11 protein-coding genes are annotated in these 13,079 nt (G+C 65.6%); 6 read left to right on the top strand and 5 right to left on the bottom strand.

Annotation, left to right across the window (positions count from 1 at the left end; genetic code table 11):
• Positions 1-23: 23 nt before the first annotated feature.
• Both RF638_RS13265 and RF638_RS13270 read right to left on the bottom strand, forming a co-directional pair.
• Complete coding sequence (locus tag RF638_RS13265; protein ID WP_368842213.1) at positions 24-2,030, bottom strand: GNAT family N-acetyltransferase; 2,007 nt, start codon at positions 2,028-2,030, stop codon at positions 24-26.
• The gene (locus RF638_RS13270) at positions 2,027-3,496 is read right to left on the bottom strand and encodes an aspartate aminotransferase family protein (RefSeq protein ID WP_368842214.1); all 1,470 of its coding nucleotides are present in this window, start codon (positions 3,494-3,496) and stop codon (positions 2,027-2,029) included. Before RF638_RS13270 ends, RF638_RS13265 begins: the two co-directional genes overlap by 4 nt.
• Positions 3,497-3,626: 130 nt before the next feature.
• Between RF638_RS13270 and RF638_RS13275 the strand changes: the two genes are divergently transcribed.
• The gene (locus RF638_RS13275; RefSeq protein ID WP_095798237.1) at positions 3,627-4,412 is read left to right on the top strand and encodes a siderophore-interacting protein; all 786 of its coding nucleotides are present in this window, start codon (positions 3,627-3,629) and stop codon (positions 4,410-4,412) included.
• Positions 4,409-5,665: an MFS transporter gene (locus RF638_RS13280; RefSeq protein WP_095798236.1), complete on the top strand. Its 1,257-nt coding sequence runs from the start codon at positions 4,409-4,411 to the stop codon at positions 5,663-5,665. The genes RF638_RS13275 and RF638_RS13280 overlap by 4 nt, the downstream gene beginning before the upstream one ends.
• A gap of 75 nt (positions 5,666-5,740) precedes the next feature.
• Here RF638_RS13280 and RF638_RS13285 read toward each other — a convergent pair whose 3' ends face one another.
• Entirely contained in the window at positions 5,741-6,637 is an 897-nt protein-coding gene (locus RF638_RS13285) for an acyl-CoA thioesterase (protein ID WP_368842215.1), read from the bottom strand.
• Positions 6,638-6,680: 43 nt separating this feature from the next.
• Between RF638_RS13285 and RF638_RS13290 the strand changes: the two genes are divergently transcribed.
• Both RF638_RS13290 and RF638_RS13295 read left to right on the top strand, forming a co-directional pair.
• Positions 6,681-7,148, top strand: a complete 468-nt coding sequence (locus tag RF638_RS13290) for a thioesterase family protein (RefSeq protein WP_259915970.1) — start codon at positions 6,681-6,683, stop codon at positions 7,146-7,148.
• Positions 7,145-7,858 carry a hypothetical protein gene (locus tag RF638_RS13295; protein ID WP_095798234.1) on the top strand — a complete coding sequence of 238 codons (714 nt, stop codon included), beginning with the start codon at positions 7,145-7,147 and terminating at the stop codon, positions 7,856-7,858. Before RF638_RS13290 ends, RF638_RS13295 begins: the two co-directional genes overlap by 4 nt.
• Positions 7,859-7,939: 81 nt before the next feature.
• Here the strand turns inward: RF638_RS13295 and RF638_RS13300 are convergent, their stop codons facing one another.
• Entirely contained in the window at positions 7,940-8,371 is a 432-nt protein-coding gene (locus tag RF638_RS13300) for a globin (RefSeq protein WP_095798315.1), read from the bottom strand.
• Between the two features lie 101 nt (positions 8,372-8,472).
• A complete protein-coding gene (gene pepN, locus RF638_RS13305) occupies positions 8,473-11,049 on the bottom strand; it encodes an aminopeptidase N (protein WP_095798233.1) in 2,577 nt (858 codons plus the stop codon).
• A 228-nt stretch (positions 11,050-11,277) separates the two neighbouring features.
• On the opposite strand from pepN, the gene RF638_RS13310 reads away from it, so the two are divergent.
• Positions 11,278-11,790, top strand: a complete 513-nt coding sequence (locus tag RF638_RS13310; RefSeq protein WP_095798232.1) for a ribose-5-phosphate isomerase — start codon at positions 11,278-11,280, stop codon at positions 11,788-11,790.
• 2 nt (positions 11,791-11,792) lie between these two features.
• Positions 11,793-12,716 carry an Fpg/Nei family DNA glycosylase gene (locus tag RF638_RS13315; RefSeq protein WP_259915965.1) on the top strand — a complete coding sequence of 308 codons (924 nt, stop codon included), beginning with the start codon at positions 11,793-11,795 and terminating at the stop codon, positions 12,714-12,716.
• Positions 12,717-13,079 lie beyond the last annotated feature (363 nt).

Here is a 13,079-nt window from a genome sequence, read left to right on the forward strand (position 1 = left end):
GTGTCGAGGTCAGTACGACGGGTTCAGATCGATGAGTCCAGGACGGCGGGCCGCTGCTCGGCGGGTTCCCATCGCGTGGTGTTCGCTCCGCCGACGTCGCGCCAAGAGTTTTGGGACGCAAGCGGCCGTTCCAGCACGGACAGACACGCTGTCTTGTCCGGGAGGACCACGTGCTCCAGCTCCCGGAATCCCGCTTTGCGGTTGACCGCTCGCACCGCGTGATTGTGTACATCGGGTTCCACGAGCACTCGCTGAACCACCGGGTCCGCCCACAGCAGGTCCAGGGCGGCGGCCATGACCGCGCCGGTCGTGCCACTCACCGGTTCGGAGGTGGGTGCCAGGAACAGGTGCAGTCCGGCGTCTCCGTCGCGCACGGGGAACACCTCAGTCAACGGACTGCATGCCGGGTCGTAGGTTTCTACGAGCGCCAACGGGTGACCATTTTCGTGGACCAACCACGCTGTTTCCGAGGGGGCTTCGGCCATGCGGCGATACTCGGTGGCCACTGCTTGCTGCGATGCGTCCACCAGGTGCCACGCGGCCGCGCGCGGCTGGCTCAACCAGTCATGCAGCACCGGAAGGTCACGGTCGACGGCCACATGCCGGAACTCGAAGCGCCGCCACTGGCACTCGGTCGTGAACCGAATATCGTCACCATTACCGACGGCACCGGGCGCCCCGTCCAGACACGGCACTGGTCGCGCTTGGGGGAGCCTCCCGAAGCTCTGGAAGGTGGTGCGCTCCTCGGTTCTGTACTGGTTCGAGCCAACGATGCGATTGAGGATGTGGGCGTTGCGCAGCGGTCCCATTCCTAGGTCGGGAGCGGTGAGAGCGTGAGTGTGTTCACCGTGGTTGAGCACGTGCACGGTGCCGTCCGCGCTGGCGCGGTGGTAGCGGTCCGGCGAAATGCGACCTGCAGAATCCAGGAACAGCTGGTCCCGCGCCTCTTCCAGCCACGGCAGTGAGGACGGGGCGTACCCGGTGCCGGCCACCACGGCGTCCGTGATCGTCTCCCGCTCGTGGCCGTTCTCGGTGTTCCGCCAGGACAGCAGCACTCTGCCATCGTGGGATTGTGACCGGGTCAGTTCCGTGGCGGCGAGCAACCGAACCGGAGCGTGCGAACCGGAGTTACGGCGCACGTACAACGCCTCGTGCAACTCACTGATGGTCTCGTCGGAAATGCCCCGGTGCAGTTGTGGTTGGCAGGCATTGACACGATCGCGCGTCTGCTCCGGCAGGGCGCGGAAATGATCCAGGTACTCGGGCGAGGTGAGTTCCAAGCTCAGCTTGGAGTACTCCATGGGGAAGAAACGCGGAGACCGAGTGATCCAGTCGACCGCGGGTCCGTCCTCGGTGTTGAGAAGGTCCAGCACGACCTCCGCCGCCGACTGACCGGAACCCACGACGGTCACGTGGTTCTCGGCGGCCAGGCGCTCGCGATGGGTCAGGTACTCGCCGGCGTGCACGGCAGCCCGGCCGACGCCGTCGAGCTGAGGAGGCACCGTGGCACTGGTTCCGGTGCCGATCACCAGGTGACGGGTCCACCACGTGGTGGGCCCGTCCGGCCCATCAGAAGTCACTCGCCACGGGTCCCCGGTGGCAGATCGGGTGACGGCCACGACGTTCTGGCCCCAGTGCAGTCCGCGCACGTTATGGGCGGCCCAGCGGCAGTAGTCGTTGTACTCGCGGCGCAATGGGTAGAAGGATTCGCGCACGTAGAACGGGTAGAGCTTGCCCGTCTCCTTGAGCCAGGCCAAGAACGAGAACCGCGAAGTGGGGTCCGCCATGGTGACCAGGTCGGCAAGGAACGGAACCTGCAGGGTCGCTCGGTCGAAGAGCAGACCGGGGTGCCAGTTGAATTCTGGTGCCCGGTCCAGGAACGCGACCGACAGGTTGTCGAGTGGGTCCGCGAGACACGCGAGACCCAGGCCGAACGGCCCGATACCAACGCACAGCATATCGAGCGGTTCGTCTTCCGCTCCGTGAGTCGTCGCAGTCGGTGTGGCGGGAGAACAATGCTGCGAAGTCATACCGCGGCCTCCCGGTAGGTGGCGGAGGGTGCGAGCAGGGATTGGCCGGCGCGGTGGATGAGTGTCATGACGCTCATGACGTCCGCATGGGTTGCCTCAGGATTGAGCAGCGTGATCTTCAGGCACGGGCGGCCCTCGATCACGGTTTCGGCAATCGTGGCGTGGCCCGATTCCCACACCCGGCGCCTGATCGCGCGGACCAGGTCGTCCGGCGGGGTGCCGTCCGATGGGAGCCAGCGGAACAACACGGTGCTCAATGAAGGACGGCACACGAGTTCGAAGCGCGGGTCTTGTTCCAAGGTGTCCGCGACCTGCTGGGCCAACTCGATGACCTGATCGAGCATGTCCCCGATCACCTCGGCACCCAGAGTGCGCAGGGTGAGCCAGATCTTGAGCGCGTCGAAGCGGCGCGTGGTCTGCAGCGAACGGTCCACCTGATTGGGCTCGGGGGTGTCCGCGGGGTTGAGATATGCCGCGTGGTGGGTGCAGTGCCGCAGCGTACGGCCCTCCCGAACCATCACCACCGAGCAGCTCACCGGTTGGAACCACGTCTTGTGGAAGTCGATGGTCACCGAATCCGCGTGCTGGATGCCCGCGAGCTTTCCGCGATGACGGGTACTGGCGAGCAACCCTCCGCCGTAGGCCCCGTCCACGTGCAACCACACCTTGTGGGTGCGGCACAGCGCGGCAATCTCATCGAGCGGATCCACCACACCGCGGTCCGTGGTACCGGCCGTGGCGACCACGGCCAGCGCAGTGAGACCTTGCTGTTCGAGACCGTTGACCAACTCGTTCAGCGCGGCAACGCACATGCGGCCGTCCGCGTCGACGGGAACGGTGACCACGGCGTCGTCGTCGAGACCCAGGATGCGCGCGGCCGTGACCACCGAGAAATGACTCTCGGCGCTCGCCAGGATCCGCAGCCGGGCCGCGCGGACGGGGCGGGGAGCCGCTCCGGGAATCCGCCCGCTCGCCTCCAGCGATTCGTCCCGGGCCAGCATGAGCGCCTGCAAATTGGACGTGGTGCCGCCGGGGGTGAACATTCCGTCCGCCTCGCGGGGGAATCCGATCTGCTCTGCGGTCCACGCCAGAATTTTTCGTTCGATCAACGTTGCTCCCTTGGACTGGTCCCACGTATCCATCGAGGTGTTGACGGTCGCGGCCAGTGCGTCGGCAGCGACGGTCGGAAGGGCCACGGGACAGTTCAGGTGGGCGATGGTTTGGGGGTGGTGGAACCACACGGCGTGCTGCAACCACAACCGGTCGATCTCGTCGATGGCGGAATCCAAATCGCGCAGGTGTTCGTTGAGGTCAACCCGGTCGAACATGCTGCGCAGCTGGTCATGGTCGGCCGGACTGTGGGGGATGTCGGCTGCGGCCAACCGGGCGGCGCCGGCGGCGGTGGCCGTGGTGACGGCCCGCATGAGGTGAGGGACGGTTGAGCCATTCAGCAACGGTGAGCTCATGAAAGTGCGTCTTCCCGTAGGGGTCAAAAACATGAATTAGGGCATACGACTATGCTCTAATATCGAGTAGGTTAGGCTAACCTAACATTGCTTGTGTGATCCGTCGAACACGAACTAAAGGAGTCCACGAATGCCCGAATGGGAGCATTTGGTGATTCGAGCCCTGGGCTCAACGGAGACGGAACTGACCGTCCTGCGCCGCCGTCACGTCAGTCCCACTTACGTCCGGATCCAGGTGGCCGACGGTGGCTTACTCACCCGCTGGCCACCGTTTCCCTCCATGTGGCTGCGGTTGTGGTTCGACGACAACGGCCGCTCGCACCAACGGGCCTTCACGGTCGTGGACCCGGAACCGGCGGAGGGTAAATTCTGGCTCGAATTCGCGCTGCACGAGGGTGTGGCCTCGGACTGGGCCCGAACGTGCGTGGCCGGTGACACCATCGGCGCGTCCTTGCTCGGCAGTGCGCCACCGTGGGAACTGAAGAAGCGCGCTCGACGTCGCGCGGCGCCGTCGTCCACCGCGGCCGCTCCGGCCATGACGCTGGACGCACCGTGGCCGGGACGCACGATCATCGTGGGTGACCCCGCGAGCCTGCCGGCGGTCAATTCCATGCTCGAACACCTGGGCGACCAATCGGCTGAGGTGTGGCTCGAACACCTGGATCCCAGGGATCACTTGCTGCCCGTGACCAGCGGCCCGCAGCACCGGGTGCGCTGGGTACACCGGGACGACAACGGTCCCGGAATTGCGGAAGCTCTCACCGAACACTGGGATCAGGAGCCTCCCACGGAACGGGACCGCGTGTGGATCGCGGTCGAGGCGGCCGCGAACCGGCAGCTGACGTCGACTCTGCGAACCCGCTTCGAGCTCCCCAAGAACAATGTTTGCGCTACCGCCTATTGGAGGCACGCATGAGCACAGCTCTCTCGGGTGACCGCACGGCACCCGCTTCGACCGCGCACCGGAGTTTTTGGATCCTGCTGTGGGCCCTGTACACGACCCAGTTCATCGGGGCGTCGTTCCTGTCCACCGGATTGACGGGCATCCTGCGCGACGGGGGAGCGGACCTCTCGACGCTCGGCTTGTTACAACTGCTCGGACTGGTCTGGCCCCTCAAATTCCTCTGGGCTCCGCTGCTGGACCGCTGGTCACCGCGCACGGCGTCCGGTCACTACCGCACGTGGTTACTGATCCTGCAGTCGCTCATGGTGTTGAGCCTGCTGGGGCTCGCCCTGGTCGCCGATCCGGTGCAGGGCCTGGGCACCGTGGTGATTCTGGCCGGTGCCTTCGTGCTGTTCTCCGCCACCCAGGACATTGCCGCGGACGCGCTGTCCGTGCGGGGGCTGGATTCGGCCCAGCACAACAAGGGTGCGGGCATTCAAGTTGCCGCCAGTTATCTGGGAACCCTTGTGGGCGGTGGCCTTGCGCTGCTCGTGTACGACCTGTGGGGATGGCGCGCGGCAGTCCTGACCCTCGTATTCTTCACCGCGTTGGCCCTGGCCACGGTGGCGCGCTATGTGGAGCCGCCGCGCGCACCGAGGTCCAGCTCGCGGATCACGTTCAAGGACATGTTCGGTGTCCTGTCCCAGCCGGGCGCGCGCACCTGGGCTCTCGTGGCCGTTCCCCTGATCGCCCTGGGGTCCGGTGCACTGTGGTCCCTGGTCACTCCCGCGCTCGTGGATGCGGGCTGGTCGCTGACCCGGATCGGTGTGGTCACCTCGGTCGTGGCCTCGGTGCCCGCGCTGGCCGCGGCCCTTGCGGGCGGGCGCATGTGCCGCCGCTGGGGTAGGGCCACAACCATGCTCCTGGGTGCGGGTATCCAGCTCATCGGCGGACTCAGTTTCATCCCGGTCATCACCACACTGTGGCCCGTGGGCGGTGGGTTGGAACTGGCCTTCGGCGTACTGGGAACCTCGTGCGTTCTGGCCGGCTACACGATCATGAACACGGGTATCTATGCGGTCAATCTCGGCCTGGCGCGCACCGAGAATCCCGGCGGTGACTTCACGTTGCTGACCTCCATCAGCATGCTCGGTGGCACCGTGGGCGCGTGGGCTGGGCTCACCATCGCGGCCTACAGCAACTACGGGGTCGCCCTCGCGGTCGGTCTGGCCTGCGCCGGCCTGGGGATCGCGGTGAGTCGCCGCGGCGTGCGGCTCGCACGCTGAACACACATTTCCTGCCCGGCACCAACGCCGACGGCGCCCGCTCACGCGAGCGGGCGCCGTCGTCGTGTGTGGTTGCTACTCCGAGTGGAACTCGGGAAGGCGCATCATGCCTTCCTGGGCGGTCGTGGCGATCAGCAAGCCGTCCTGGGTGAACATGCGTCCCACGCCCAGCCCGCGAGCCGAGGACGCACTGGGGGAGGCCTGGACGTAGAGGATCCATTCGTCCGCGCGCGCGTCACGGTGCCACCACATCGCGTGGTCCAGGGACGCCACGTTGAGGCCGGGTTCGACCCAGGACTTGCCGTGACGGCGCAGCACGGGTTCGAGCATCGTGTAGTCCGAGGCGTAGGCCAGGGCCGCGCGATGGATGTTGGGATCGTCGGGCAAGGGCGCGAGAGCCTTGATCCACACCGCGTTGTACGCCTCGTTGGTGCCGCGCCACGGCAGGAACAGCGGCTCGGTCACGTAACGCATGTCGAAGGGCCGCTCGAACGCGGTGGCCCGGGCCTCCGGAAGGTCGATGCTGCCCAGCAGGTCGCGCAGCGTGGGCAGCGTCTCCGGATCCGGCACGTTGAGCGGCATCTCGTCCTGGTGGTCCAGGCCGCCGGAGGTGGCCTGGAACGACGCAATCATGGACAGGATCGTCTTACCGTCCTGATACGCGTGGATTCGGCGAGCGGAGAACGAACGCCCGTCGCGAACCCGCTCCACACCAAAGGTGATCGGGAAGTTCACGTCCCCGGGGCGCAGAAAGTACGCGTGCATCGAGTGGATCGCGCGGTCCTCGGGAACCGTGCGGATCGCCGCCATCGCGGCCTGGGCCAGCACCTGCCCGCCATAGACACGGTTACGCATGCTGGTGATCGTCTGACCGACGAAAATGTCCTCGAGGGTTCTTGCCCCTCCACCGTCCGCCAGGTCCAACATCTGGAGCAGGGCTTTCTCGGGTTCCTTCTGGGGATCAACACTCATGGCCACCACTCTAGTGCTGACGCTGATGTGATCTGATGGGGACATGACTTCCATAACCATCCCCATTCAAATGCGTTTCTCGGACATGGACGCCTACGGTCACATCAACAACGTGATCATGGTGCGTTTCTTCGAGGACGCCCGCGTGCGCTTGACCTCCTCACCGATCAAGGCGGATGCCGATCACGGCATCCCGGAGGACACTACGTTCCGTGAGTCGATCGGTGATATCCGCACCGTGGTGGTGCACCAGAACATCGACTACAAGGAACAGCTGTTCTACCGTCACGAACCTGTGTACGTCAGGACCTGGATCTCCAAGGTGGGCGGCTCATCCTTCACGATTTCTTACCGTTTGCAGGAAGAAGACGGCTCTTCTGTTTACGCGGAGGGTGAATCCGTGATGGTCTTAATGGACCCGGAGACGGGCAAAAGTCAGAAACTGTCGGAGGATCACAAGGCTCTCTTGGACGCCCTGGCAGATGAGGTCAAGGAGCTCGACGAACTATGACACACCCTGGGGGCGCTCAGACTCCCGGTATTTCACTGGCCGGACCCGCGGAAGCTTCCGATCTGGCCACCCTGCTGAGCCGTGCGCGCAGCCTTGACGCGAACGCCGCCGTGCGACTCCAAGGCTTCGGCCTTGCCCTGGCCACGTGGGTTCCGGTGATTTACCCCACCACCATTCTGGACCCTTCACCCGTGGTGCTCGGGCTGCGTGCCGTGTCTCTGGCTCATCCCACGGACCTCGACCTCACGGTTCCGGCGTCGGCCATCCTCGACCGGTTGGCGCGCTTCTCGCTCTCCGATCCCGCGCTCAAGAGCGAACCGGTCCATATCAGTGCGCCGCCGCAGGAAGTCGCGGCGCCGTGGGCCGGGATGGTGGCCCCGCGCGGTGGCTGGACCAAGCGCGGTGTGGTCTCCGCCCATCACGTGCGCGATGTTGCGCGTGCCGGAATCCAGAAGGTCGCGGACGCCGTCCCCACCGATTCGGGGGCCGCGGTCGTGACCAAGGTGCGGTCCCAGATCTGGGGTGCCAGTTCCGGTTGGGGTCCCATGGAGGTCCCGGACATCCCGGACGGTGCCGCTTTCGGGTTGGACGTGCTCGGTTTCATTCCACCCTCGGAGTTCGAGGTGGCCGTGGCCGCCGAGGAATCCGGGCAGTGGCTCCGGCTCAGCACGGACGCAGGCCACGTGGTGGTCAAGAACGGTCAGCGCTGAATACTTTCGCGGACACAACAGCAGGGCCGGTGTACGTGCACCGGCCCTGCTGTTGTGGTCCGTTCAGCTAGCTCGACGCGCTCAGCCCGGTCGGTTCACCATGGCGTGAGCCGCGCGGTCGAAGTAGTCCCACATGATGCCGTCGTGCAGCGGGGACAACTCCAGCGTGTCCATCGCCGCGCGCATGTGCTTGAGCCACGTCTCGCGCGCCCACGTGTCGACCGGGAACGGCGCGTGCCGCATGCGCAGGCGGGGATGCCCCCGTTCCTCCGAGTAGGTTGTAGGCCCGCCCCAGTACTGCTCCAGGAACATCCGCAGGCGGCGCTCGGCCGGCCCCAGATCCTCCTCCGGGTACAGGGCCTTGAAATCCTCGTCCTCCGCCACGCGCAGGTAGAACTCGTGTGTGAGTTTTGCGAACGTTTCGTGCCCGCCCACCTGGGCGTAGAACGAGTCCGACGACGCCGCCTCGGCCGCCTCGCGCGCGTCGCCCACCTGCTGCGGGGGTTGCGTCATGGGCTTCGCCGCGGACCTCGAACCCACAGCGCCCAGGGTGAACGTGCGGCGACCTTCGGGCGGGCCGGCCTGGGGGTTCAGGTGAGGTTGTTCGGGTGTGCTCATGCGGTGGTGTTCTCCTGTCCTGCTGCGGCGGCGTCCACGGCCTGGGCCTCCACGGCGCGGCGGATGGCGTCTTGACGTTCCAGGACGATACGGCGCAGGCCGTTGTGCTGACCGGCCAACTGATCGAGGAAGCGCTGAGCGTCGTCGACGGTTGCCTGTGCGGCCAGGCGCGGGAACAGGCCGGCCGCGATCTGTTGGGACAACTCGTGCGTGCGGGTGATCCACACGTCGGTGACCGATTCGAAATACTTGTCCGCGTATGGAGCCACGAGTTCCTGATCATGCACACGGAAGAACCCCGCGATGGCCGCTTGTTGTTGCGAGTTGGGTAGCGAGCCGTCCACCACGATCTGCTGCCACGCGGCGGCCTTGGCCTCGGGCGTGGGGATCGCGGCGCGCGCGGTGGCCGCGGCAATCGCGCCGGTCTCCGTGTTGTCCTCAGCCAGGGCGGCGTCGATCTCGGTCTCACCGCGGCGACCTGCGGCCACCAGAGCGGTCAGCACGACCCAGCGGGTGTCGGTGTCCATGTCCACGCCGGAGGGGATGTTCTCGCCGCGGTCGAAGGCTTCGAGCTGATCGAACTGTGCCGCCGTGACGGCCCGGCGGGCGAAGGCACGGAAGAACTGCCACTGGTGATCCGAACCCGGGGCAGAGGCTTCGACCAGGTCCCAGATCGTGGCTGCGGCGGCGGCCCGGATCTCGTCCGCGTCCTTCGGAGCCAGGTAGTAGTCGAGCACGGTGTCGAGCTGACGGAGCTGAACTTGCACAGCGGTGGAATCCGTCTCGCGGCCGATGTTGGCCAACACCAACTGGACGTACGCGCGGGCGGGGGACACGCCGTCGTGCACGGCATCCCAGGCCGCACCCCACACGAGCGAGCGAGGCAGGGACTCTTCGAAGTCACCCAGGTGATTGGTCGCGGTGTCCTGCGAGCACTCGTCCAGGCGGATTTTGGCGTAGGCCAGATCGTCGTCGTTGAGCAGCACGAGGTCCGGGCGTTCGCGGCCCACGAGCTCGGGCACCTCGGTGCGCTCGCCGTCCACGTCCAGTTCCACACGGTGGGTGCGCACCAGACTGTTGGCGGCGTCGTCGTGATCGTAGAAGCCGACCGCCAAACGGTGCGGGCGCAGGGTGGGGTGGCCCTCCTGGCCGATCTGCTCGATCGCGAAGGAGGTAATCACACCGTCCTGGTCCGCCTCAACGTGCGGAATCAAGGTGTTGACGCCGGCCGTCTCGAGCCAGCGTTCGGTCCAGTCGGTGAGGTCGCGACCGCTCGCGGCCTCGAGCTCAACCATGAGGTCCGAGAGCTCGGTATTGGCCCACGCGTGCTTGCCGAAGTAGGCGTTGAGGCCGGCCATGAATTCTTCCTGACCCACCCACGCGACCAGCTGCTTGAGCACGGACGCGCCCTTGGCGTAGGTGATGCCGTCGAAGTTGACCAGCACGTCTTCGAGATCGCGGATCTCCGCCTTGATGGGGTGTGTGGTGGGCAACTGATCCTGCTCGTAACCCCAGGACTTCTCGCCGGCCACGAACGTGGTCCACGCGTTGGTGTACTTGGTGTTCTGGGCGCACGCGAGCGTGGACATGTATTCCGCGAAGGATTCGTTGAGCCACAGGTCGTTCCACCAGCGCATGGTCACCAGGTCGCCGAACCACATGTGGGCGAGCTCGTGGAGCACGGTGATCGCGCGGCGTTCCACGCGCGCCTGGGACGGCTTGGAGCGGAAGATGTACTGCTCCACGAACGTCACTGCGCCGGCATTCTCCATGGCACCGGCATTGAACTGCGGGACGAACAGTTGGTCGTACTTCTCGAACGGGTACGGCACACCGAACTGCGCCTCGAAGAACTCGAAGCCCTGCTTAGTGACTTCGAACATCTCGTCCGCGTCCACGAACTCGGACAGAGACTTGCGCGAGTACAGGCCCAGGTCAATGGTGCGGCCGTCTGACGAGGTCAGTGAATCGGTGATCGATTCGTACGGACCAGCGATCAACGCGGTGATGTAGCAGGACATCACGGGAGTGGGGGAGAACTCCCACCGTGCCACACCCTCGCGGACTGGTGTGGGCTCCGGGGTGGGCTGATTGGAAACCACGGCCCAGTGATCCGGGGCAGTCACGTCAAAGCGGAACGTGGCCTTCAGATCCGGCTGCTCGAATACAGGGAACATGCGGCGGGCATCGGCCACCTCGAACTGGGAGTAGAGGTACACCTCGCCGTCCACCGGGTCCACGAAGCGGTGCAGGCCCTCGCCGGTGTTCATGTAAAACATGCGAGATTCCACGACCAGCTCGTTGGCTTCCGCGAGATCGGGCAGCTGGATGCGCACGCCGTCACTGACCTCGGCGGGGTCCAGCTGCTTCCCGTTGAGCGTGACCGACTCGACGGACGCGGTGATCGCATCGATGAACGTGCTCGCCCCGGGAGTGGCCGAAAAGCGGACCGTGGTGCGGGCTGCGAATGTCTCCGGATTATCGGTGAGATCCAGGACCACTTCATAGGAATCGACCGAAACAGTCTCCGCCCGTTGGACGGCTTCTTCTCGGGTTAAATTGATTCCGGGCACGTGAGTGATCCTCTCCTCGACTGCTGGGGGTAGGCGCGCTCCTGGCGCGCGAGCATTTAGCCATTATGGCAGTCTGCGGCCAGGATCACACCGGAACTAGCTATGATCCCTCTGATCAGCGGGTTGTGGGGGCGCTCACGGTACGGTGGTGGATGTCAGATTGCCCTCCGCGGTCACCCGGGAAAACACCCGTTCGGTGCCGCACCTGATCCAGGAGAATCCCCGCTCATGCGCGTGCACATCGCCACCGACCACGCCGGTCTCGAACTGTCCCAGTACTTCATCGAGCAGTTGTCCGCCGCCGGTTACGACATGGTCGATCACGGTCCCGAAGAGTACGACGCCGCGGATGACTACCCCGCCTTCTGCATCCACGCCGCCCGCGCCGTGAAGGAAGACCGTGATCAGGGTCTGGATTCCCTGGGCATCGTGCTCGGCGGTTCCGGCAACGGCGAGCAGATGGCCGCCAACAAGGTCGAGGGCATTCGCGCGGCACTGGCCTGGAACCTGGACACCGCCAAGCTCGCCCGCGACCACAACAACGCGCAGGTCGTGGCCATCGGTGGTCGTCAGCACTCCAAGGAAGAAGCACTCGACATCGTCAAGGCCTTCCTCGCGGAGGAATTCACCGGTGAAGACCGTCACGAACGCCGCATCGCTCAGCTGGGCGAATACGAGACCACCGGTGACATCAAGGGCAAGCTCGACCAGGTCACCGCCCGCCCCGTCGCCCAGAACTGACCGTGCCCGAAGGTCATTCCATTCATCGACTGGCTCGCCAACTCGACGACGTTTTCGCGGGACAGTCCCTGCGTGTCTCCAGCCCGCAGGGACGTTTCGCGCAGGGCGCGGCACAGCTCGACGGCCGTGTCCTCACGGGTTCCCGGGCGCACGGCAAGCACCTCTTCATGAGTTTTGCCGCGCCGTCCGACGCCGCCGACCTTCTCATTCTGCGCTCGCACCTCGGCATTTACGGTGCGTGGAGTTTCGCCGGCGACGAGACGTTTCAAGCGGCGTCGTCGATCGGTGCGCCCCGCAAGGTGGGGGAGCAGGAGGCCGGGTCCTCGGCCGAGACATCCGTCCAGCACGACGACGCCGGGCTGGTCGTTCCCGACGCCCCCGTCGGTGCCGTGCGCGCCCGGTTGGTGGGGGAACACGGGTGGGCCGATCTGCGCGGTCCTGCACTGTGCACCGTGGAAACTCCCGAGGAAGCCGCGGTCGCGGAGGCCAAGTTGGGTCCGGACCCGCTCGACCCCGAGGCGGACCCCGAGCCGTTCATCGCCAAGGCGGGGAAGAGCAAACGTCCCATCGCCGTGTTGCTCATGGAGCAGAACGTGGTGGCAGGGATCGGCAACATCTTTCGCGCGGAGTCTCTGTTCCGCCGCGGGGTTGATCCGTTCCTTCCGGGTGCCTCCCTGAGCCGCGAAGACCTCCTGGGATTGTGGGATGAAAATGTTGCCCTCATGAACATCGGTGCGCGAGTGGGTCGCATCATCACCACCGACCCCGTGGACCGCCCCGGCATCTCCGAGGCCGAAGCCTGGCCCCACCACGGCAATTACGTGTACCACCGTCACGGCCAACCGTGCCTGCACTGCGGCACCACGATTCTGCGGCAGGACCTCAACGGCCGCGCCCTTTACTGGTGCCCGGAGTGCCAGAAGTAGCGGATTCCCCGCATTCTGAGCGCCGACCGGCATCCTTTGTGTGGCGCTAGGGTCATCCTGAGCACCCCGAAAGTACTGGCTCCGCCTCTGGTGCGCCGGTAGAACTCTCCTGTGCACCCTGGAAGGTCGGGCTCCGCCTCCGGCGCGCCGGTAGAACCTTCCTGTGCACCTCAGGCGCCGTTAGAACCTTTCTCGGGCCCGCCGAGGGTTCTAACAACCCCTCACGTGTGCGCCGTGGTCCGAGTGCCACCTCAGAAGAGGAGTTTGGTTGGAGATGGGCCGCCCGATGTGGCCTGAGTTGGCTCATTCGTTTAGTGCGTGATTTTCGGGGTCGCGGATGGCGTCGAGGACGGCCTGCTGCTC

Source organism: Kocuria sp. CPCC 205235 (assembly GCF_040980905.1).
GTDB classification, from domain to species: domain Bacteria; phylum Actinomycetota; class Actinomycetes; order Actinomycetales; family Micrococcaceae; genus Kocuria; species Kocuria carniphila.